Here is a 21785-nt window from a genome sequence, read left to right on the forward strand (position 1 = left end):
TCAGTTGCCGCCCTTCAAACCCATCAGCGCTGCTGCAAACGGGTTGTCGGGATCAATCGCCTTTTCCTTCTTCGGAGGCCGGGACGAGAAGGATTTTGCGCCCTGCGGCTTGCCGCCCTTCTTGCCTTGCGGCTTGCGACCGTCCTGAGGTTTCCCACGCGGCTTGCCCTTGCCCTGCCCCTGTTCGCGGCGCGGGGCGCGATTTTGCTGGCGCTGCCGGCCCCATGTGAAGGTGTAGAACACCTCGACCTCGGGTTCGTCACTTGCGGCGTCAGCGGCCGGAGTCTCAGCTGCTGCCTCGGTGCTTTCGGTGGCCTCGGCTGGCGCCTCGGTGGGTGCGGCGACCTCTTCGGGCGAAACCTCTACGGCCGGGGTTTCTTCGGCTGCGGGTTTTTCTGCCGCGTCAGTCGCAGGTGCCTCCGCTGGTGCAGCTTTGACTTTTTCGCGCTCGCCACGTTCGGCCTTGTAGCCCAGACCCTGCATCAGGTCCGCGAATTGCTCCAGCGTCATGCCTGTGATCGAGAGCATGTCAGGCTTGGCTTCAAAGCCGCCCCGGCTGTCCTCAGAGCGCAGCATATCAGCCAGACGCTCCAGCATGTCGATCCGGATCGAGCGTTCGCCCGCATCGCGGTAACCACACATGGTGTCGTAGCCCTGCGGCGCATCCTTGGCGACGGGTACGGTGACCAGACCCGGAGGCGGTGCCTCGGGGAATTCCTGCAGACCACTGGACAGTGCCCAAAGAACCAGGCGGAGGCGCGTGGGCGCAGGTTTCAGCAGCAGAGGCATGAAGATGGTGAACTGACCAAAACGGATGCCGTGCTTGCGCAGCGCGCCACGAGCGTCCTGATCCAGATCCTTGACCTCTTGCGCGACCTGCGCGCGAGGCAGCACACCCAGCGCCTCGACCATACGGAAGGCAAAGCCTTTCGCCAGGCCGGACAGTTCCTCGTCCCGCGACAGGTTGAGCAGCGGCTCGAACAGTGCGGCCACTTTGCGGTCGATGAAGTGCTGCAGACGGCGCTGCACCTTCTGTTCGACGTCCGGCCCCGCGGCCTCATCCACAAAAACCTCAACCATCGGCTTGAGAGGCTCGGCCCCGGCAACCAGTTTGCCGACAGCGTATTCGCCCCACATCAGGCCGCCCTGATCAGTGAAATCAATTTCGGTATCGGGTGCATTGTAGAAACGATCGGCACGCAGATGGAATTGCGGCGCGAGAGCTTGCAGCGAGGCCGACTTGAGTGCTTTCGCCTCAGCCCCTTGCGCGCTTTTGTCCGGTGTAAACCGGAACCCTTCCAGACGACCGACGAATTCGCCTTCGACGGTCACTTCACCCTTGTCATTTACTTCGGCCAAAAGGGCCTCCTTCTGTTTGAGCCGGCGCAACAACACCGAGGTGCGCCGGTCCACAAATCTTTGCGTCAGACGATCATGCAGAGCGTCCGACAACCTGTCTTCTACAGTGCGCGTTTCCTCACGCCAATGCGATTCGTCACGGACCCAGCCGTTTCGTTGCGCAACATATGTCCAAGTGCGAATATAAGCCAACCTTTTGGACAGCGCATCAATATCTCCGTCCGTGCGGTCAATCCGGCGGATTTGCCGCGCCATGAAGTCGTCCGGGATCGCGCCGCGTTCGTGCAGGTGGCCGTAGATCACTTCGAGCAGATTGGCATGTTCCGAATGGCTGATGCCCCTAAAATCGGGAATTCGGCACACATCCCATAGCAAACGGATCGACGGGCCATCGCTGGCGCGGGCTGCGACCTCGGGCACTTGCGACAGCGATTTCAGCACGTTCAGATCGTCTGCAGGGCGGGCCTTGGTCAGATGTTCATCATTCGGGCTGACCTCTAGCGAGTCGATCAGCGCATCCACCGAGCCGAAGCGAAGGGCGGCATTCCGCCAGTTCAGCTTTTTCATCGGCGTAAAGCGGCTGTCCATGATCGCCTGCGCAACGCCTTCGTCCAATGGCGGGGCCTCGCCGGTCACGCCGAAGGTGCCATCCGACATGCCCCGTCCTGCCCGACCCGCGATCTGGGCCAACTCATTCGGGGCCAAGGGGCGCATCCGGCGACCGTCGAATTTGGTCAGGGACGAAAACGCCACATGGTTCACATCCAGGTTCAGGCCCATCCCGATGGCATCGGTAGCCACCAGATAGTCGACCTCACCATTCTGATAGAGGTCGACCTGCGCGTTCCGTGTGCGCGGGCTGAGAGCGCCCATCACCACAGCCGCCCCACCCTTTTGGCGGCGCAGCAGTTCCGCGATGGCATAGACGTTTTCGACCGAGAACCCGACGATAGCGCTGCGCGGGGGCATTCGGCTTATCTTTTTCGACCCCGAATACACCAGCTGAGACATCCTCTCGCGCCGAACAAACTGCGCCTCGGGCACAAGTGCCGCAATCGGGCCGCGCATCGTGTCGGACCCCATGAACAGCGTCTCATTCGTTCCCCGCGACCGCAGCAAACGGTCGGTAAAAACGTGTCCGCGCTCAGGGTCCACGCAGAGCTGAATTTCATCAATCGCGACGAAATCGGCACCAATGCCTTCGGGCATCGCCTCGACCGTGCAGACCCAGTACTGCGTGCGCGGCGGTACGATCCGTTCCTCGCCCGTCACCAGCGCCACGACCGAGGGGCCGCGAATGGCGACGATCTTGTCATAGACCTCACGCGCGAGCAGACGCAGAGGCAGGCCGATGACACCGGTCCGGTACCCCAGCATGCGTTCAATCGCGTAGTGAGTTTTACCTGTGTTCGTTGGGCCAAGTACGGCCACTACTCGGGATGACCCGCTCACCTTTGCCCCCTGCGCCTTCCGACTTACAGCGCCTTGCCTTCAACCTGAGGCTTCAGCCGATTCACGGCATTGGTTACTTCTTCATGATGGGGATGTATAGCCAACGCGCGGGAATAAGCCTCAAGCGCCTGATCGGGTTTGCCGACGACCTCGAAGATCAGGCCCAGACCGTAAATAGCCTGATAGTTGTTCGGGTTGAGGGTCAGCGCGTGTTCCAGATCGGCGGCTGCCATTCCAAACCGGTCGATGCCGAAAAAAGCCGAGGCCCGCGCGTGCCAGCCTTCGGCAAATTCGGGCGCGTGGTCGGTCAACGCGGTGAGATGTTCGATCGCGGCCTCGATATCGCCGTCATCCAGCGCTTCGCGCCCCCGCTCAAGCAACAGATCAGCCGAGGCTGAACCCGATTGCGACCAGAGCGCCTGCAACTGACGATCCAAACCGATGGCTTGCTCTGGCGTTGCCTGCGCCAGTTGCCTCAACAGCGCTTCTTCGTCGCGGGAATCCGCTTGTTGCGCTCCACCACTGGTGGAAAACATGACTAGAACGGCAAGTGCCGCAACGGTACCTTTGAGATTGGTGATTGCAATACCCATAACAATGGTCAGTGTAGCGTTGCGACCGAGGATGTCCATTCACGGCGCATAAACAATATGAGGAAAAGCATGAGCGAGATTCTTGAAAAGGCTGCGGCCGCGCTGAACGAAAAGCTGGCCGGTGGTGGCTTTGATGCATCCGCCAAGTTTTCAATCGCCGATCTGGGCGCAATTGTTCTGGACGGAGACGGTGCCCGCGTCAGTGATGACGAAGCAGATGTGACACTCAGCGCGGATGCGGACACGTTCGAACAGATCCTCAGCGGCGATCTGAACCCGACCGGCGCGTTCATGTCCGGCAAGCTCAGCGTCGACGGTGACATGGGAATCGCCATGCAGCTTGCATCGGTTCTGGCCTGATGGAGTACTCGCCGGCCCCCTTTTATGATGACGTGGCCGGCGACCCTGCCGGTGGTACGGCCCATTGGCTCCACACCGCCGACGGCAAACGCATCCGTGTCGGGCATTGGCTGCCCGAGGATGCAAAGAACGGCACGGTCTTCCTGTTTCCGGGCCGCACCGAGTATATCGAGAAATACGCGAGCACCGCAGGGGAATTCCTGAATCGCGGATTTGCCGCCCTCGCCGTCGACTGGCGCGGACAGGGTTTGGCCGACCGCATGCTGGACGAACCCCGCATCGGGCATGTCGATAAATTCACCGATTATCAACATGACGTCGCCGTGGTGCTGGAACTGGCTGAGACACTGGACCTGCCGCGCCCGTGGTACGTGATCGGGCATTCGATGGGGGGCGCCATCGGCTTGCGCGCGGTCATCCAGAACGATTGCTTTGCAGCCTGTGCGTTTACCGGGCCGATGTGGGGCATTTTCTTTGTCCCGCTCATGAAACCCCTCAGCCGTCTGACCGCCTATTGGGGCACGGCGCTGGGATTGGGGGAACGCACTCCGCCGACCACTTCTTTGACCAGCTATGTCCTGGCGGAGCCGTTCGAGGGCAACTCGCTGACGCGCGACCCGGACATGTTCAAGATGATGCAAGATCAACTGAAGGCGCACCCCGAACTGGCGCTTGGTGCCCCGTCCAACCAGTGGTTACGTGAGGCGCTCAGCGAATGCGAATGGCTGATGGAGCAACCGGCGCCGGACACCGCCTGTCTGACCTATCTGGGCAGCCACGAGCAGATCGTTGACCGCAAGGCGATCCGGGCTCGGATGGCGAACTGGCCCAACGGTCGCCTGATTGAGATCCCCGATGGTGAGCATGAAGTGCTGATGGAGGCCCCCGAGGTTCGCAACCCGGTTCTGGACGAGCTGACAGCGCATTTCCTGGCAAATCGCCCCTAAGGCGTCCGCACGGCACTGATTCAGACTGGCGGCTTGTGATCCGGGCGCGCCAGCCCTAGATGTTTGGCAACAATGCTATTCAGAGGTGTTCCATGCGCGACCTGCCCTTTCCCGTCCGTGATGCAAATGCAGTCGGCGGTGCCGATAACCTTGGCAACCTGCCCGAATGGGACCTGACCGACCTTTATGCCTCGGAAGAGGCGGCCGAGCTGACGCGGGATCTGGACTGGCTCGAGGGCGAATGCGCATCCTTCGCTTCGGACTACGAAGGCAAACTGGCAGATTTGGACGCCGCAGGCCTGCTGACCTGTGTGCATCGCAACGAAAAGATCAACGCCATCGCCGGGCGGATCATGTCCTTCGCCGGTCTGCGCTACTACCAACTGACCACCGATGCCGACCGCGCCAAGTTCCTGTCGGACATGCAGGAAAAGATCACCGTCTTCACGACCCCTCTGGTGTTCTTCACGCTCGAGATCAACCGCATCGAAGACGACGTTCTGCAGGCCCATTTCGCGGCCAGTGCTGATCTTGCGCGCTATGAGCCTGTCTTCCGTCGCATTCGCGCGATGAAACCCTATCAACTGTCTGACGAATTGGAGAAATTCCTCCACGACCTCGGCGTTGTCGGCGACGCTTGGGAGCGTTTGTTCGACGAGACCATCGCGGGCCTGACCTTCACCGTCGACGGCGAAGAGCTGAACATCGAAGGCACCCTGAACCTGCTTACCGAACAGGACCGTAGCAAACGTGAGGCGGCCTCACGCGAGTTGGCCTCGGTGTTTCAGGAGAACATCAAAACCTTCGCCCGCGTTCACAACACGCAGGCCAAGGAAAAGGAAATCGTCGACCGCTGGCGCAACATGCCAACCGCTCAGACCGGTCGCCATCTGTCGAACGACGTAGAGCCCGAAGTGGTCGAAGCCCTGCGCGAAGCAGTGGTCGCCGCCTACCCCAAGCTGAGCCACCGTTACTACGAGCTCAAACGTAAATGGCTGGGTCTGGACGTGATGCAAGTCTGGGACCGCAACGCGCCCTTGCCGATGGAAGACACCCGCATCGTCGGCTGGGACGAGGCTGAAGAGACGGTTATGGATGCCTATAATGCGTTTGATCCGCGCATGGGTGAGATCGCCTCGCCCTTCTTCTCGAAAGGCTGGATCGACGCGGCGGTAAAGCCGGGCAAGGCTCCCGGTGCTTTTGCGCATCCAACCGTAACAGATGTCCACCCGTACGTGATGCTCAACTACCTGGGCAAACCGCGCGACGTGATGACCCTGGCGCATGAGCTTGGCCACGGTGTCCATCAGGTACTGGCGGCAGACCAGGGCGAGATGCTGTCCTCGACCCCGCTGACACTGGCCGAAACCGCCAGCGTTTTTGGTGAAATGCTGACCTTCCGCAAAATGCTGGACAAGGCCGAAACCAAGGAACAGCGCAAAGTGCTCCTGGCCGGCAAAGTCGAAGACATGATCAACACGGTCGTTCGCCAGATCGCCTTCTACGATTTCGAATGCAAGCTGCACGCCGCCCGCCGCGAGGGCGAGCTGACCCCGGACGACATCAACGCTTTGTGGATGAGCGTTCAGGCGGAAAGCCTTGGGCCGTCTTTCGAATTCATGGAAGGGTATGAAACGTTCTGGGCCTATATCCCGCATTTCGTGCATTCCCCCTTCTACGTCTACGCCTATGCGTTCGGAGACGGCCTCGTGAACGCGCTTTATTCGGTCTACGAAAGCGGTGCTGAGGGGTTCGAGGACAAGTATTTCGAGATGCTGCGCGCCGGTGGATCGAAACACCACAAAGACCTGCTCGCCCCGTTTGGCCTGGACGCCAGCGACCCCAAATTCTGGGACAAGGGCCTGTCGATGATCTCGGGCTTCATTGACGAGTTGGAAGCGATGGAGGGCTGATCACTCCTGTTTCATTGTCGTCAGAAAGACTGCAGCCACAATCAAAATAGCTCCGAGGGCCGCAATCGGTGTGATCGCGGCCCCCAGGAACAGCGCCGAATTGATAAACGTGAAAACAACAGAAGCGGCAAACATCAACGTTGCCGTCAAAGTCGATACGCGCGCGGCGGCCTCGTACCAGAGGTAGTAGGCCATCGCCGTCGGAAGGACGCCCAGTAGGATCAGAAAAATCACATCTTTTGCCGTCGGGGTTTGCAGGGAAAACGCAGCCAATGGCAACAACAGTACGCCCGCGCAGACAAAAATTCCGAAAAGAAAGTTCAATCGCTCGGCCGTTGAGGTCGAATTGCGCATGGCCTGGCTACTTGAAACCAGAAACACGGCCCAACTAAGCCCTGCGCCAATTTCCAAAAGATCACCGAACAAAGGCTCTCCACCGCCCTGAAAATCACGGAACACGGTCAGGAACACCCCAAAGATCGCCAGTATCGTGGCGAGTACATCCACGCGCGCAACTGGTGTATCTGCAAAGAAATAAAGGAAAAGCAGCACGAAAAACGGGGCGGTGTTTTCCAAGACCATTGCATTGGCGGCGCCTGTATGTTCCAGCCCTATGTGAAACAGGACATAGTTCACGACTGTCGACAGTACGGCTAGCCGAAAGTTCCAGTTTTTGTGCTCAATCGAAACGGGCACACGCATGACCCGTAATATGCAATAAATCGCCAGTGCCGCGATGAACAAGCGGGTCACTGCGATCTGCAGTCCACCCAGATCGCTCGTTAGATAGCGTACGATTACACTATGCGTGCCCCAGAGAAACGCGGCTAGAAACCCAAGTAGCAACCCGTTCTGCATCATTGGTTGTTTCGCAGTAGAGTAAGGCATCTTGCGCCTAGCCTATTTCAACTGGCTGTCTTTTGATCCGCGCCGGTTGATGCCTGACCGCTGTTGATACGTCCCGTCTCGATCCTGCTGACAGTCCAGACACAGCTTGACGCCGGGCAGCGCTTGGCGGCGTTTTTCGGGAATGGGTTCCTCGCATTCGGCGCAGTGGGTCAGGCTTTCACCGACCGGCCGCTTTTGCGCCTGCATGCGGGCCAGTTCGTCGGAAATTGACGCCTCGATCTGTTCGCTGACCGCACCATCGCGAGCCCAACCTCCGGCCATGACACCTCTCCTTTTATGGATGCAGCACAGAATACGCTCGCCGGGCGACTGCTGACAAGTCAGAGGGGAACGGCATCCGCGAACACGCGATCAATCATCTCTTGCGTCCCACGCGAAAACTCCAGCGGGCACGGATAGGCCGCCCCGCCGCGGACCGAGCGACAGAAGGCCTCAACCTGCAGTTTGTAGTGATCGTCGCCTGGGAACCGGGTCACCTGAACCTCAAGCCCCGGTCGGTGCAGCTCAACCCGCGCCTCGCCGAACACCCGCGCGTTGAACGGAGCGGTCAAGCGGATGACACCGCCTTCGCCATGAAACACCATCTCTTGTTGCGGGTGCATCCGGATCGAGACATAGGCCGAATAGGTAAAGCCCGGGAATTGCGCGCGAATTTCGGTGAACGTGTCGATGCCGTCCTGCCAGCGGATCGCGGACTGAACCGCAGAGGGCTCCTGCCCTGTGGCGAACCGCGCGCCACCGATGACATACACCCCGATATCTCGCAGCCCGCCCCCGCCGGTCTCTGCACGATTGCGAATGTTCGTCACTTCCTCACGATTGTCGAAACTGAACGCGCCTGTCACATGGACCAGCTTGCCAATTGCGCCATCCGCGATGAGTTTCTGCACGAACTGCCATTGAGGGTGATGCACGATCATATAGGCCTCAGCCGCCAGCAAACCTGTCTGATCGCGCTTTTCGATCAACGCATCGAACTCTGCCGCCTGCATCGTCATCGGTTTTTCGCACAGCACGTGTTTGCCCGCGTCAAGCGCCCTCAGGCTCCATTCGACGTGCATGTGATTTGGCAGAGGGATATAGACGGCCTCGATCTCGGGATCATCCAGAAGCGCGTCGTAGCTGTCATAGACGGTCAGATCGGTGCAAAAAGCCTGAAAAGGCTCGGCCTTGGCCGCGTTTGAGGTCGCAAGCCCGGCCAACCGCGCCCCGTCTGCGGCGTGAATTGCAGGCGCCATATATTGCCGCGCAAATTTGGCAGCCCCCAGAACACCAAATTGAACCGGTTTCTGCATCGCTCTCTCCCTGATCAGGCCATTTAGATGTGACGCAGACTCAAGACGCAGGCGAGGCAAGTGTCAACACACGATGAAAAGAGGATGAGGTATCCGGCGCAGTGCGCTGATTATCATCGAAAAAAAGCCCGCAGATATCTGCGGGCTGTGCGATCCTTGGATCTATCGGGTTGCAAGCATTCCCTTTTCACGGGCCAGATCGCGCATTTTCTTTTGCAGCTTCTCAAACGCGCGGACTTCGATCTGACGAATACGCTCGCGGCTCACATTATATTGCGTGCTGAGCTCTTCCAAAGTCACTGGCTGATCCATCAAGCGACGCTGGGTGAGGATGTCCTTCTCGCGATCATTCAGCACCTCAAGGGAGGCTGCCAACAGCTCACGTCGAGCATCCAATTCATCACGGGCTTCGTAGTCGCCCGCCTGATCGGCATCTTCATCCTCAAGCCAGTCTTGCCACTGCATGGTGCCTTCGCCCTCGGACCCGACGGTCGCGTTCAGCGAGGCATCACCGCCGGACATCCGCCGGTTCATGCTGATGACCTCTTCCTCGGTCACGCCAAGATCATTGGCGATCTGAGTGACGTTTTCAGGACGCAGGTCGCCCTCTTCCAACGCACCGATACGCGCCTTGGCCTTGCGCAGGTTGAAGAACAGCTTTTTCTGCGCTGAGGTCGTGCCCAGCTTCACCAGTGACCAGGACCGCAGGATATATTCCTGGATTGAGGCGCGAATCCACCACATTGCATAGGTAGCCAGACGGAAGCCCTTTTCCGGGTCGAACCGTTTGACCGCCTGCATCAGGCCCACATTGGCCTCGGAAATAACCTCGGCCTGCGGCAGACCATAGCCGCGATAGCCCATGGCAATCTTGGCCGCTAGACGCAGATGCGACGTGACCATTTTATGAGCGGACTCGGTGTCCTGCTCTTCGACCCAGCGCTTGGCCAGCATGTATTCTTCTTCCGGCTCCAGCAGAGGAAACTTGCGAATTTCCTGCATATAGCGGTTCAGGCCGCCCTCAGGCGTCGGCGCGGGGAGATTTGCGTAATTTGCCATTTTGATGTCCCTCCGACAAATGTTTAGCTCTTTAACATACGATATGGGTAAGGAACCCATCCCTTTCAAGAGGTACCGTTAACAGTTTGAAATTAAGCTTGGGTAAAGGAAAGCTAAGAAACTCTTACTCACAGGAGTTTGCATATTATGACAAAGGGGTGCGCAGCGTTTCAATCAGGTCCTGCATGTCCTGCGGCAGATCCGCTTCAAATCGCAGGTTTTCGCCGGTTACCGGATGTTCAAAGCCCAAAACGGCGGCATGCAACGCCTGACGCGGAAAGGCGCGTACGGCCTCAGAAGTTGCCGCACTGAACGCTTTCGCTGCCAATTTGCGTTTGCCGCCATAGACCGGATCGCCGACCAGACCATGACCTGCATGGGCCATATGCACGCGAATCTGATGGGTGCGCCCTGTTTCCAGCCAGCATTCGATCAGTGCCAGCCCAGCCGGGGCACCAAATGTTTCAACCACACGCGCCCGCGTCACCGCGTGCCGCCCTCCGTGAAACAGAACCGCCTGTTTCTGACGGTCGGTCTTGTGTCGGGCAAGCTGAGTGGTCAGGCGCATGATATTGCCCGGCTCGAAACTGACGCCTTTGACACCCCGCAAGCGCGGGTCATTGGCATCGGGCACCCCGTAGCAAACCGCCCGGTAGTAGCGTTCAACACTATGCGCCTCGAATTGCGCCGCAAGCCCGTGGTGAGCTGCATCCGACTTGGCGACCACTAGAAGCCCACTGGTTTCCTTGTCGATCCGGTGGACAATGCCGGGTCGTTTGACCCCGCCGACCCCGGACAAGTCTGCCCCGCAATGATGAAGCAGCGCATTCACGAGCGTTCCACTCGGCGAGCCTGGCGCAGGATGTACGACCATCCCCGCCAGTTTGTTCACCACAATCAGGTCGTCATCCTCGAAGACCACGTCCAGCGGGATATCCTCGGGGCCGATATGGCTGTCTTCAGCCTCAGCGACCGTGATGACCACCGTGGCGCCTTCCGCCACCTTGACCTTCGGATCGCGCACCTCAGCACCCTCGACCAGAACCGAGCCCTCTTCGATCAAACGGGCCAAACGGGTGCGCGACAGGTTTTCCTCGGCTGGTACATCCCGCGAAAGCGCCTTATCAAGGCGAGGCGGCGGAGCGGCCGCGATCTGAAACTCAACCTGTCGGGTGCCCATGACTGTCCCTTCCGAACCCCAAGAAGAACCGCAGGAAACGCCGCAGCTGAGGCTGCTTCGGCGCATGGTCATGCTGTTGACCGCGGTGATGATTGGCGGGGTTCTAGTGACATTCGCACTGATTGTCATCCGGCTATCGGACCGGACCCCAACCCTGCCCGATCAGATCGAACTGCCGGATGGCGCCAAAGCACAAGCGGTAACGATCGGGAACAACTGGTATGCCGTCGTTACCGACGACAACCGCATCCTGATCTTCGACAAAACCACCGCAAAACTACGGCAAGAGATAGTGCTGGAGCCCTAGGCGTCGGCTTGTTCGAATACTTCCGCAAAGGTCTTTTGCAGGGCAGTATCGACATCTGCCATGGTCACCGGCAACCCCAAGTCAACCAGCGATGTCACGCCGTGCTCCCGAATGCCGCAGGGCACAATGCCCGAGAAATGGTCCAGCTCAGGTTCGACATTGATCGAGATGCCGTGAAAGCTGACCCATTTGCGCAGGCGCAGACCAATAGCGGCGATCTTGTCTTCCTCGGGTTGTCCGGTGATTGTCAGCGGTTTGTCGTCTCGCTGCACCCAAACGCCAACGCGCCCGTCGCGTATCTCGCCTTTTACGTTGAACTCATCCAATGCGGCGATCACCCAGGTTTCGAGCTGTTTAACGAATAGACGCACATCGCGGCCTCGCTTGTTCAAGTCGAGCATGACGTAGGCGACGCGCTGACCGGGGCCGTGATAGGTGTATTCCCCGCCACGCTTGCTCTCATAGACAGGGAACCGGTCAGGGTCAGTCAGATCCTCGGGTCGCGCAGACGTACCTGCCGTGTAAAGGGGCGGGTGTTCCAGCAGCCAGACGCATTCGTCAGCCTCGCCTGCCGCAATAGCCGCCACGCGCGCCTCCATATAGGCGACGGCCTCTTGGTAGTCGGTCAGCCCGTCTGAGATCTTCCATTCCATGCTTGCCTCATACCGTGCCGGTCGGTTGGGGGAAAGAGGTCACGCGGCCTCTTCCAGACATTGCTTGAGGATATTGGCGTACGTCTCGACCCCTTGCGCCCCTGTCGTCAGGTATTTCCCGGCAAATACCATTGAGGGTACGCCGGAAATCCCGCGGCTGGTCCAAAATTGCTGTTTCTCTCGCACCGGAGCCTGATGATCCCCGGATGCCAAAGCCGCCCGCGCGGCTTGCGGGTCCAACCCGGCCGCCTCAGCCGCGTCTGCCAGTACATCGATGTCAGAAACATCCTTTTGATCCGTGAAATATGCTTCGAAAAGCGCAAGCTTCAGGGGGTGCTGCCGCCCCTGCCCCTCGGCCCAGTCCAACAACTGATGCGCCAGGAACGTGTTCACCATGCGGCTGTCGTCGGTGAAATTGAAAGCAAAGCCAAGCTCTGCCCCAATCGAGGTCAGCCTCTCGCGCGCCTGTGCGCTTTGTTCGGCGGTGCTGCCGTATTTCTCCATGATGTGTTCGCGCAGGTTCTGCCCTTCGGCTGACATCTGCGGGTTCAGTTCGAACGGATGCCACCTGAGCCGCGCGAGTACGTTTTGCTGCTGCAGCGCCTGATCAAGCTGCTTGAAGCCGACGATACACCAAGGACATACAACATCAGAGACAACATCAATCTGAACAACGGGGCGGGTATCCGGGGTGGTCATCGGGGGCTCCTACAGGGTGGTTGGCTGATACACATATGAATGCCGGTACTGAATTTAAACCAACGCGCTTTTGCCTCTTCACATCCGGGTTCCAAGGGTCTATACGCCGCGCTACCAAGTCATTGGCAGTGCGGTCGTGGCGGAATTGGTAGACGCGCAGCGTTGAGGTCGCTGTGGGGTAACTCCCGTGGAAGTTCGAGTCTTCTCGACCGCACCAACAAAAACAATAGCTTGGCTGTTTTCCCTCGATGCCGCGACTATTCTAAGTAACTTGAGAGTAGCTTTTCGTCCGTCTTTGACGGATCACCATTGCAGCGCCTTTGTTTTCTGACTGTCGCACAACAAAACGACTTTAGCTCCAAGAAGGTTGTCCCAGGCACCCAGATACGCGATCTTGTTTAGCAGGCTGAAGGACTTGCGGCGCGTGGCATTAAGGTACGACAAGCGCCCAAAGGCATTCCTGTCCGCAACCGCGTTCGTCGGACTCTTTCCCTATTGGCTATTGGTCCTGAGCCTAGCGCATCAAATGCCCTGATCGAATCGCCGAGGCGCCCAAATCCACGTACAATCCCTGCGCACGCGCCCCTCTGTTTCCAAGCTGCAGCTATCGGTCATTTCAACCCTGCAATATTCGACAGCAATTGTGGCCATTTAAGTAAAAGCTTAACCAAATTCCATTAAACCGGCATACATTCGCCCGGTTAAAGAGTAACATTGTCCTACCAGTCTTGAGTGAGTGGTATGTTAACCGGTAACCCGGATCTGCTCCGGTGACCCGTAATGTGTATGAGTACGAGTCTGCCGTTCCGACCCCAAATCGGAACGGCAATTTCGTTTCCGGGCTATGCTTAAGGCAGTTCGGACGGCCCGATACCCGAATTCCCGCATCGCCGAGAGCTAGAGCGCCGCCTTGATCTGCTCGGCGTGTTTAGCGATCACTTCGAAATCTCCCATCTTGCCGGGTGCGCGCAGGGGTTCACCTTCATGTCGGGGCAGAATGTGGAAATGCAGGTGGAAGACCTCCTGCCCGCCTGCGGCTTCGTTGAACTGCTGAATGGTCACCCCACCGGCGTCGAACGCCCGCTTGGCAGCGAGGGCCAGTTTCTGAACTGTCGCCATAACGGCATTCAACTGCTCGGGCGTGGCGTCCAGCACATTGCGGCATGGAGTTTTCGGGATGACCAGCAAATGACCATCGGCACGAGGCATGATGTCCATGAACGCCAGCGTCTCATTATCTTCGTATACGCGGGTCGAGGGGATTTCGCCGCGCAGGATTTTGGCGAAAATATTGTCCGGATCATATGCTGACATGTCGGGCCTCTGAATTTGCAATGGGTTCAAAGGAGTTCTGCGGTTCGAACGTGCGTCGGTCAAGGCGGAACTCGGCCGATTCAGGATGACGAACCTGCGTGACCTCTTGAAAGCTGGGATGAAATAGCCAGGTTCGACCCATCGTTGATCTGAATTCGCGGCGCAGCGCTCTGCCCGCGACAATTATTCTTGATCCAGATCAAACTCGGCCATTGAAGGCAACCTCAACGCAATCTAAAACCAGCAGTAATCCCGCGCACCGGAGAGGTCTGGTTGCGCGGCGTAGTTGCAACAGGAGGCACCTAAAATGGCAGACGCAGCCATTCATGGCCACGATCATGAAGACGAGCGCTCGTTCTTTCAGCGCTGGTTCATGTCGACCAACCACAAGGACATCGGGATTCTCTACCTGATCTTCTCGGCTATCGCCGGGTTCATCTCGGTGGCGATGACCGTTTACATGCGGCTTGAGCTGATGCACCCCGGTGTTCAGTACATGTGCCTGGAAGGCTTCATGGCCGATCCATGTACACCTAACGGCCATCTGTGGAACGTGATGATCACCTATCACGGTGTTCTGATGATGTTCTTCGTTGTCATCCCTGCCTTGTTCGGTGGATTTGGCAACTATTTCATGCCGTTGCAGATCGGCGCGCCAGATATGGCGTTCCCGCGAATGAACAACCTGTCCTTCTGGCTTTATGTCGCTGGTACCTCTCTGGGTGTGGCCTCGCTGCTCAGCCCCGGCGGTAACGACCAGCTGGGTTCAGGCGTGGGCTGGGTCCTCTACCCACCGCTGTCGACGACCGAGGGCGGCATGTCCATGGACCTTGCAATCTTCGCCGTACACGTCTCGGGTGCGTCATCGATTCTGGGCGCGATCAACATGATCACCACCTTCCTGAACATGCGTGCCCCGGGCATGACCTTGTTCAAGGTGCCGCTGTTTAGCTGGTCAATCTTCGTCACTTCGTGGCTGATTCTGCTTTCGCTGCCCGTTCTGGCCGGCGCGATCACCATGCTGCTGATGGACCGCAACTTCGGCTTCACATTCTTTGATCCGGCCGGTGGCGGTGACCCGATCCTGTATCAGCACATCCTGTGGTTCTTCGGCCACCCGGAAGTGTACATCGTGATCCTGCCCGGCTTCGGCATCATCAGCCACGTTATTGCGACCTTCGCACGCAAGCCGATCTTCGGTTACCTGCCGATGGTCTGGGCAATCATCGCGATCGGTGTTCTGGGCTTCGTCGTTTGGGCGCACCACATGTACACCGTTGGCATGTCGCTACGTCAACAGGCCTATTTCATGCTGGCCACGATGGTCATTGCGGTTCCGACTGGTGTTAAGGTCTTCTCGTGGATCGCCACTATGTGGGGCGGCTCAATCGAGTTCAAGACACCGATGCTGTTTGCCTTCGGCTTCCTGTTCCTGTTCACCGTTGGCGGTGTGACAGGCGTGGTTTTGTCGCAAGCCGGTATCGACCGTGCCTATCACGACACCTACTACGTTGTGGCGCACTTCCACTATGTAATGAGCTTGGGTGCCGTCTTTGCGATCTTCGCTGGCGTCTACTTCTACTTCTCGAAGATGACCGGTCGTCAGTACTCGGAGTTCTGGGGAAAGGTTCACTTTTGGATGTTCTTCATCGGCGCCAACCTGACCTTCTTCCCGCAGCACTTCCTGGGCCGCCAGGGCATGCCGCGCCGCTATATCGACTACCCTGAGGCATTCGCTCAGTGGAACTTCGTGTCGTCGATCGGTGCATTTGTGTCCTTCGCTTCGTTCCTGTTGTTCTTCGGCATCGTGTTCTACGCCCTCTTCCGCGGCGCAAAAGAAACACGTCCGAACCCGTGGAACGAGTACGCGGATACGCTGGAATGGACCCTGCCGACGCCGCCGCCCGAACACACGTTCGAGCAGCTGCCAAAGCAGGAAGACTGGGACAAAGGCCACGCGCACTAAGCCCAGGCTGAGAAACCAAGAAAACCCCGCCATCCCGGCGGGGTTTTTCTTTGCGCATTCACCTTTTGGAACAACACATCGCCAGATCGGGCAAAATAGGCTATTCTGGTAAGGGAAACTCATCCGGCAATCCGGGGAGGATCCAGATGCCCGAAATTGACTTTTGGTATTCGATCGGCAGCACATACAGCTTTCTGACGATCATGCGCCTTGATGATTGGTGCACTGAGAACGACGCCTCAGTGCGTTGGCGTCCGTTCAACGTGCGCAGCGTGATGTCCGAACAGCAGAACGTACCCTTTGCCGGCAAGCCGGTGAAATCTGCCTATATGTGGCGTGATATCGAACGCAGGGCCGCCAAGTATCATATCCACGCAAAGCTGCCTGCGCCCTACCCCATTTCGGACTTGCCTCTGGCCAATCAGATCGCCCTACTCGGAATGAATGAAGGTTGGGGCAAGGATTTCACCCAGAACCTCTATCGGATCTGGTTTGAAGACGGCGTCGAAGCGGGCAGTGAGACCGCCGTATCCGAGGCCCTTTTGCGGTGCCAGCAAGATCCCCGCCTTGTCCTTTCTCGCGCGCGCAGCCCCGATGCCGTTGCGGCACTGGAGGCTGAGACCGAACACGCAAAACGCCTCGGCGTTTTCGGCGCACCCAGCCTTGTCGTAAGGGGCGAAGTATTCTGGGGCGATGACAGATTGGACGACGCGCTGTCCTGGGTGCGGGTTGGCCACGTCGTGTGATCTTTAACCTTAGACAGCACATAACTTTGCGCTATTTTTCCGTTATGCCCTATCAGTGGAATCATACCTCGGACACAGAACAGGAATTGCGCCTTTGGCCGCATAACTCATTGCCCCCGCGTGGCGCGATGATCGTGATCCTGTCAGTCTTCACGTTCGGCCTTATTCCCGTTCTGGCCATGCTGGGGTCGATAGTCTTGTGGGGGTTGCTGCCCTTCCTGTTGCTGACAGTTCTGGGCCTGTGGCTCGCGATCCAGACGAACTACCGAGCGCGCAGCGCGGTCGAGGTTCTAACCCTCAGCGGCTCACAGGCGCGCCTCGTTCATCAGTCTCCGGGAAAACAGCGGCAGGAATGGTCTTGCAATCGGTATTGGGCCCGCCCCGAGATGCACGAAACCGGTGGGCCGGTGCCGCACTACGTGACCCTGATCGGAGCCGGTCGCGAGGTCGAGATTGGCGCGTTTCTATCCGAGGATGAACGGATCACCCTCTATGACGACCTGATAGCAAAACTGCGCGGACCAGCCGCGCAGTAAAGGGGTTCAGTCTCAGCAGTCGCCGTTCGAGGCGGCACACAGATGGTCTTTAACCATCGGACCAACCTTGCCGAAATCCATCTGACCGGTGTAGCGCGTTTTCAGCTCGCCCATCACCTTGCCCATATCGCGGATCGAGCCCGCCCCGGTCGCGGTGATGGCGGTCTGAATCGCTTTCGAGACCTCATCGTCATCCAACTGCTTGGGCAAGAACTCCTCGATCACCGAGACTTCCAGCAATTCCCGTTCCGCCAGATCCAGACGTCCGCCCTCTTCATAGGCGCGGGCGCTTTCCTTGCGCTGCTTGGTCATTTTACCAAGAATTTCAAGAACCTCGGCGTCACCGCAGCCCTTGGCCTCTTCGTTTTGCGAGCCGCGCGCGGCGATATCGCGATCCTTGATCGCAGCATTAATCAACCGCAGAGTCGACAGCCTCTCGGCCGCCTTGTCTTTCATCGCTTGCTTCAGGGCGGCATTCACCCGTGATCGCATGTCCATATGGTTTGTCCATCCCCATGACAAAGGAACCCCGAACATATCCAAACAAAAAGCGTGACACAACAGGGGGTGAATACCGCTAACCTATTGAAAAACAAAGATAGCCTAAAAAATGATCAGACTTGACCCGAACGTATAACCCCCTTAGGTATGCGCCGATTTACCTGCAGGAGAGTTGTGCCATGGCCCAGAACGCCCCGTCCAAGCCCACCGCATGTCTGGCTTTGGCCGACGGAACTTTGTTCTACGGAATGGGCTTCGGCGCCACCGGACAGACCGTGGCCGAGCTGTGCTTCAACACTGCCATGACCGGTTATCAAGAGATCATGACCGACCCCTCCTATGCCGGGCAGATTGTCACCTTCACTTTCCCGCATATCGGCAATGTCGGCGTGAACCCTGAAGACGACGAAACCGGCGATCCGGTGGCTGCGGGCATGGTCGTCAAATGGGACCCGACAGAGCCGTCAAACTGGCGCTCGGCTGAAGAGCTGAAGGGCTGGCTGGAGCGTCGTGGCCGTATCGCGATCGGTGGCATCGACACCCGCCGCCTTACCCGCGCAATCCGCCAGCAGGGTGCGCCGCATGTCGCATTGGCCCACGACCCCGAAGGTAACTTCGATATCGAAGCGCTGGTGTCCGCCGCACGCGGCTTTGCCGGGCTTGAAGGGATGGATCTCGCGAAAGACGTCACCTGCGCCCAAAGCTACCGCTGGGATGAGATGCGTTGGGCCTGGCCAGACGGCTACCAGCGGCAAGAGGCCCCTGCCCACAAGGTTGTCGCCCTTGATTTTGGCGCAAAGCGCAACATCCTGCGCTGCCTGGCGTCTGCCGGATGTGACGTGACCGTTCTGCCAGCAACCGCGACAACGGCCGAGGTTCTGGCCCATGAGCCTGATGGCGTGTTCCTGTCCAACGGCCCCGGCGATCCGGCGGCCACAGGCGAATATGCCGTACCGATGATCAAGGAGATCCTCGACACCACCAAGCTGCCGGTGTTCGGTATTTGCCTCGGTCACCAGATGCTGGCCTTGGCGCTTGGCGGGCAGACCGTCAAGATGAACCACGGCCACCACGGCGCGAACCACCCGGTCAAGGATCTGGAAACCGGCAAGGTCGAGATCACCTCGATGAACCACGGATTTGCGGTCGACGCGCAGTCGCTGCCCGACGGCGTGGTTGAAACGCACCGTTCGTTGTTTGACGGCTCCAACTGCGGCATCCGTATGACCGACCGCCCGGTGTATTCGGTTCAATACCACCCCGAGGCCTCCCCCGGACCGCAGGACAGTTTCTATCTGTTCGAGCGTTTTTCCAGCGCAATGGCGGACGCAAAAGCACAGGCATAAACACCAAAATTCCGTGTGTTTATCAGAGTTAACCGCGCGTTAACCTTAGTCGTTCAACCCTGACGCCAACAAAAGGCGTCGGGGTTTTTCTTTCATGGTTGATTTGAACGCACAACAAATCTCTGCAACACATCCGATCCCGTCGCCTGAGCTTCGCAAACCCTTAGGGGCGTGTCTGGTTGATGCCGGGGTGATCACGCAGGACCAACTGGATCACGCGTTGGACCTTCAGGCCCGCCAGAACGCTCCTCTCGGAGAAATTCTGGTGAGTGAGGGCTGGGCCAGCCGCAAAGACGTTCTGGCCGCTTTGTCCGCGCAAACCAACCTGCAGATCGCCGATCTGGTGCAGACCCCGCCTTCTGCTGAGCTAAGCGCTCTCAAACCCATGGAGTTCTGGCTTCGCCACAATGTGATCCCTTGGCTACGGATCGGTCCGTTTCTATTTGTCGCCACCGCGCGCCCGGATCGCTTTGCCACGGTATCGGCCGAAATGGCGGGCGGCGATTTGACCATCGTTCCGGTTGTCGCCGCTGCCGATCAGATCGACCGCTCGATTGCGCAGATCTTCTCGGACCAGTTGGCCCAAAATGCCGAGGCCCGCGTGACCGAGGATCAAAGCTGCCGCACCTGGACCGCCTGGAGCCGGACCCGCAGCGCGAGCATTGTGGTGCTGGCGCTGCTGGCTTTCGTTTCGTTTCCGCTGACGGGAATGGCTGTTCTGGCGACGGCGGCTGTGGTGTCGCTGCTGATGTTCATGATCATGCGGTTCTTAGGCCTCTTGGCTTTTGCCCACCAAAACCTGCGCCCGCAGCCCGCCCCCTCCTCGCCGGTGACCGCTCTGCGACAACCCTGCGTGTCGATCATGGTGCCTTTGTACAAAGAGCGTGAGATCGCAGGCGCGTTGATCCGGCGACTTCAGCGCCTGACCTACCCCAAAGCGCTGTTGGACGTGATTTTGGTGCTAGAGGAAAAGGACGATGTCACACGGGACACCTTGTCAAAGGTTGACCTTCCCAGTTGGATCCGAACCATCGAAGTGCCCGAGTTGAACGGCCTGACCACCAAACCTCGCGCCATGAACTACGCTTTGGATTTCTGTCGGGGCGACATTCTGGGGGTCTGGGATGCCGAGGACGCCCCGCAGCCCGATCAGATCGAGCGGGTCGTTGATCATTTCACGCAGGCCGCGCCCGAAGTCGTCTGCCTACAAGGCGCGCTGGACTACTACAACCCGCGCACCAACTGGCGCTCTCGCTGCTTTACAATCGAATATAATAGCTGGTTCCGCGTTATTCTTCCGGGGATCGCCAAACTGGGTTTCGTGGTCCCTCTGGGCGGCACGACCTTTTTCTTTCGCCGCGACAAGCTGCTGGAGCTTGGCGGATGGGACGCCCATAACGTGACCGAGGATGCCGATCTGGGCGTGCGCCTCTGCCGCGCCGGCTACCGGACCGAGATCGTGAACACCACCACCTATGAAGAGGCCAACTTTCGCGCCTTGCCCTGGGTCAAGCAACGCTCGCGCTGGCTCAAAGGCTTCATGGTCACCTACCTTGTCCATATGCGCGCGCCGTTGCGCCTACTGCGGGATCTGGGACCGCTGAAATTCATCGGTGTTCAGGCGTTTTTCATGGGCACGGTTGGGCAGTTTCTGCTGGCCCCTGTCTTGTGGATGTTCTGGCTGACCACGCTGGGGCTGAACAACCCGTTCCTGCAGGTGATCCCGATGCAGACCTTCAAAACCCTGATCTGGCTGTTTCTGGCCGCAGAAGTGTTGAACTTCATCATCGGCGTAATCGCCGTCTGGGCGAAAGAGCGACGGTTCCTGCTACCCTGGGTGCCTACGATGATCCTATATTTCCCGTTGGGGGTCGTGGCGGCCTACAAAGCGTTATGGGAACTGGCCGCCAAACCGTTCTTTTGGGACAAAACCCAACACGGGCAGGCCTCTGAGGACCTGCCGCCTCAAGAGGTCTAGCCGTCGCGCCGGATTGCATCCTGTTTCAGACGGGTCATGAACGCGACCGAAATATGCTCCTTCAGCGCTTTCGCTGCAGCCTCTTCGTCCCGTGCAGCGATGGCTTCTACGATACCCTTATGTTCGCTCTGCGCAATTTCACTGCGCCCTTGCGCCGCCAGAGACGTGGTCGCCATCAGCGCCATGGTGCGATGCACAAGGTCCAGTTGCTGCACCAGGTAGCGGTTGTGTGAGGCCAAATGGATCTGCTCATGAAACCGTCGATTCGCGCGCGACAGAGCCGCCGGATCATCGACCAGCGCATCATCCTCTGCGACCATCTCCTGCAATACGCGAATTTCTTCCTCGGTCGCATGTTTAGCAGCGAGGCTTGCGGCCAGCCCCTCCAACTCGCGCCGCACGATGTAAAGTTCGGCCATTTGGTTGTGGTTCAGGGAGGCCACGATCAGCGACCGCCCGTCCCGTTCCAACAGAGATTGCGTTTCCAGACGTTGCAGCGCCTCGCGAATGGGGGTGCGGGATACACCGAACCGTTCGGCCAATTCGCTTTCGACCAGACGATCTCCGGGCTTGTAGATACCGACATCAATGGCGTCGAGTATAAGCGTATACGCGTCTTTGCTGGGGTGTCTGGATTGGGGCATGGGGCGATTGGTCTCCTCGTTCGGACCT

At 58.7% G+C, this 21785-nt stretch carries 21 protein-coding genes and 1 tRNA gene; 10 read left to right on the forward strand and 12 right to left on the reverse strand.

The annotated features are described in order from the left end of the window. Together ACP15L_RS04630 and ACP15L_RS04635 are read right to left on the reverse strand one after the other, a co-directional pair. Complete coding sequence (locus ACP15L_RS04630; protein WP_425083310.1) at positions 1-2811, reverse strand: helicase-related protein; 2811 nt, start codon at positions 2809-2811, stop codon at positions 1-3. 23 nt (positions 2812-2834) lie between these two features. Then, the gene (locus tag ACP15L_RS04635; RefSeq protein ID WP_170376486.1) at positions 2835-3443 is read right to left on the reverse strand and encodes a tetratricopeptide repeat protein; all 609 of its coding nucleotides are present in this window, start codon (positions 3441-3443) and stop codon (positions 2835-2837) included. A 30-nt stretch (positions 3444-3473) separates the two neighbouring features. On the opposite strand from ACP15L_RS04635, the gene ACP15L_RS04640 reads away from it, so the two are divergent. The 3 genes from ACP15L_RS04640 to ACP15L_RS04650 all read left to right on the forward strand — a co-directional run bounded on the left by ACP15L_RS04640 (position 3474) and on the right by ACP15L_RS04650 (position 6624). Then, positions 3474-3764, forward strand: coding sequence for an SCP2 sterol-binding domain-containing protein (locus ACP15L_RS04640; protein ID WP_425083311.1), 291 nt, complete (start codon positions 3474-3476; stop codon positions 3762-3764). Then, positions 3764-4711 carry an alpha/beta fold hydrolase gene (locus tag ACP15L_RS04645; RefSeq protein WP_425083312.1) on the forward strand — a complete coding sequence of 316 codons (948 nt, stop codon included), beginning with the start codon at positions 3764-3766 and terminating at the stop codon, positions 4709-4711. Before ACP15L_RS04640 ends, ACP15L_RS04645 begins: the two co-directional genes overlap by 1 nt. 92 nt (positions 4712-4803) lie before the next feature. Then, positions 4804-6624: a M3 family oligoendopeptidase gene (locus tag ACP15L_RS04650; RefSeq protein ID WP_425083313.1), complete on the forward strand. Its 1821-nt coding sequence runs from the start codon at positions 4804-4806 to the stop codon at positions 6622-6624. On the opposite strand, the gene ACP15L_RS04655 is transcribed toward ACP15L_RS04650, so the two are convergent. The 5 genes from ACP15L_RS04655 to ACP15L_RS04675 all read right to left on the reverse strand — a co-directional run bounded on the left by ACP15L_RS04655 (position 6625) and on the right by ACP15L_RS04675 (position 11067). Continuing rightward, on the reverse strand, positions 6625-7512 hold the full coding sequence (locus ACP15L_RS04655) for a DMT family transporter (protein ID WP_425083314.1): 888 nt from the start codon (positions 7510-7512) through the stop codon (positions 6625-6627). Positions 7513-7524: 12 nt separating this feature from the next. Further along, positions 7525-7794, reverse strand: coding sequence for a DksA/TraR family C4-type zinc finger protein (locus ACP15L_RS04660; protein WP_170469981.1), 270 nt, complete (start codon positions 7792-7794; stop codon positions 7525-7527). A gap of 59 nt (positions 7795-7853) precedes the next feature. After that, positions 7854-8828 carry a Gfo/Idh/MocA family protein gene (locus ACP15L_RS04665; RefSeq protein WP_425083315.1) on the reverse strand — a complete coding sequence of 325 codons (975 nt, stop codon included), beginning with the start codon at positions 8826-8828 and terminating at the stop codon, positions 7854-7856. 162 nt (positions 8829-8990) lie between these two features. Beyond that, entirely contained in the window at positions 8991-9887 is an 897-nt protein-coding gene (gene rpoH / locus ACP15L_RS04670) for an RNA polymerase sigma factor RpoH (protein ID WP_170376464.1), read from the reverse strand. A gap of 145 nt (positions 9888-10032) precedes the next feature. After that, a complete protein-coding gene (locus ACP15L_RS04675) occupies positions 10033-11067 on the reverse strand; it encodes an RluA family pseudouridine synthase (protein ID WP_425083316.1) in 1035 nt (344 codons plus the stop codon). Between ACP15L_RS04675 and ACP15L_RS04680 the strand changes: the two genes are divergently transcribed. Continuing rightward, positions 11066-11374, forward strand: a complete 309-nt coding sequence (locus ACP15L_RS04680; RefSeq protein ID WP_170487624.1) for a DUF6476 family protein — start codon at positions 11066-11068, stop codon at positions 11372-11374. The genes ACP15L_RS04675 and ACP15L_RS04680 overlap by 2 nt on opposite strands. Here ACP15L_RS04680 and lipB read toward each other — a convergent pair. Both lipB and ACP15L_RS04690 read right to left on the reverse strand, forming a co-directional pair. Next, positions 11371-12027, reverse strand: a complete 657-nt coding sequence (gene lipB / locus ACP15L_RS04685) for a lipoyl(octanoyl) transferase LipB (protein ID WP_425083317.1) — start codon at positions 12025-12027, stop codon at positions 11371-11373. The two genes, ACP15L_RS04680 and lipB, sit on opposite strands and share 4 nt — an antisense overlap. A 39-nt stretch (positions 12028-12066) precedes the next feature. Beyond that, complete coding sequence (locus ACP15L_RS04690) at positions 12067-12726, reverse strand: DsbA family oxidoreductase (protein ID WP_425083318.1); 660 nt, start codon at positions 12724-12726, stop codon at positions 12067-12069. Positions 12727-12856: 130 nt separating this feature from the next. On the opposite strand from ACP15L_RS04690, the gene ACP15L_RS04695 reads away from it, so the two are divergent. After that, positions 12857-12943, forward strand: a tRNA-Leu gene (locus ACP15L_RS04695). 680 nt (positions 12944-13623) lie between these two features. Here ACP15L_RS04695 and ACP15L_RS04700 read toward each other — a convergent pair. Beyond that, complete coding sequence (locus ACP15L_RS04700; protein WP_425083319.1) at positions 13624-14040, reverse strand: HIT family protein; 417 nt, start codon at positions 14038-14040, stop codon at positions 13624-13626. 307 nt (positions 14041-14347) lie between these two features. On the opposite strand from ACP15L_RS04700, the gene ctaD reads away from it, so the two are divergent. The 3 genes from ctaD (at position 14348) to ACP15L_RS04715 (ending at position 17288) form a co-directional block, all read left to right on the forward strand. Further along, positions 14348-16006 carry a cytochrome c oxidase subunit I gene (gene ctaD / locus ACP15L_RS04705; protein WP_170470015.1) on the forward strand — a complete coding sequence of 553 codons (1659 nt, stop codon included), beginning with the start codon at positions 14348-14350 and terminating at the stop codon, positions 16004-16006. 146 nt (positions 16007-16152) lie between these two features. Next, the gene (locus ACP15L_RS04710; RefSeq protein WP_425083320.1) at positions 16153-16752 is read left to right on the forward strand and encodes a 2-hydroxychromene-2-carboxylate isomerase; all 600 of its coding nucleotides are present in this window, start codon (positions 16153-16155) and stop codon (positions 16750-16752) included. Positions 16753-16796: 44 nt separating this feature from the next. Next, the gene (locus ACP15L_RS04715; RefSeq protein WP_425083508.1) at positions 16797-17288 is read left to right on the forward strand and encodes a DUF2244 domain-containing protein; all 492 of its coding nucleotides are present in this window, start codon (positions 16797-16799) and stop codon (positions 17286-17288) included. 12 nt (positions 17289-17300) lie between these two features. Here ACP15L_RS04715 and ACP15L_RS04720 read toward each other — a convergent pair whose 3' ends face one another. Next, entirely contained in the window at positions 17301-17786 is a 486-nt protein-coding gene (locus tag ACP15L_RS04720; RefSeq protein WP_170376437.1) for a GatB/YqeY domain-containing protein, read from the reverse strand. 182 nt (positions 17787-17968) lie between these two features. Between ACP15L_RS04720 and carA the strand changes: the two genes are divergently transcribed. Next, positions 17969-19135: a glutamine-hydrolyzing carbamoyl-phosphate synthase small subunit gene (gene carA, locus ACP15L_RS04725; protein ID WP_425083321.1), complete on the forward strand. Its 1167-nt coding sequence runs from the start codon at positions 17969-17971 to the stop codon at positions 19133-19135. A 94-nt stretch (positions 19136-19229) separates the two neighbouring features. Then, a complete protein-coding gene (locus ACP15L_RS04730) occupies positions 19230-21113 on the forward strand; it encodes a glycosyltransferase (RefSeq protein WP_425083322.1) in 1884 nt (627 codons plus the stop codon). On the opposite strand, the gene ACP15L_RS04735 is transcribed toward ACP15L_RS04730, so the two are convergent. After that, entirely contained in the window at positions 21110-21757 is a 648-nt protein-coding gene (locus ACP15L_RS04735; protein WP_170376422.1) for a GntR family transcriptional regulator, read from the reverse strand. The genes ACP15L_RS04730 and ACP15L_RS04735 overlap by 4 nt on opposite strands. Between the last annotated feature and the right edge of the window lie 28 nt (positions 21758-21785).

The organism is Ruegeria profundi (assembly GCF_049800715.1).
Classification (GTDB): Bacteria; Pseudomonadota; Alphaproteobacteria; order Rhodobacterales; family Rhodobacteraceae; genus Ruegeria; species Ruegeria profundi_A.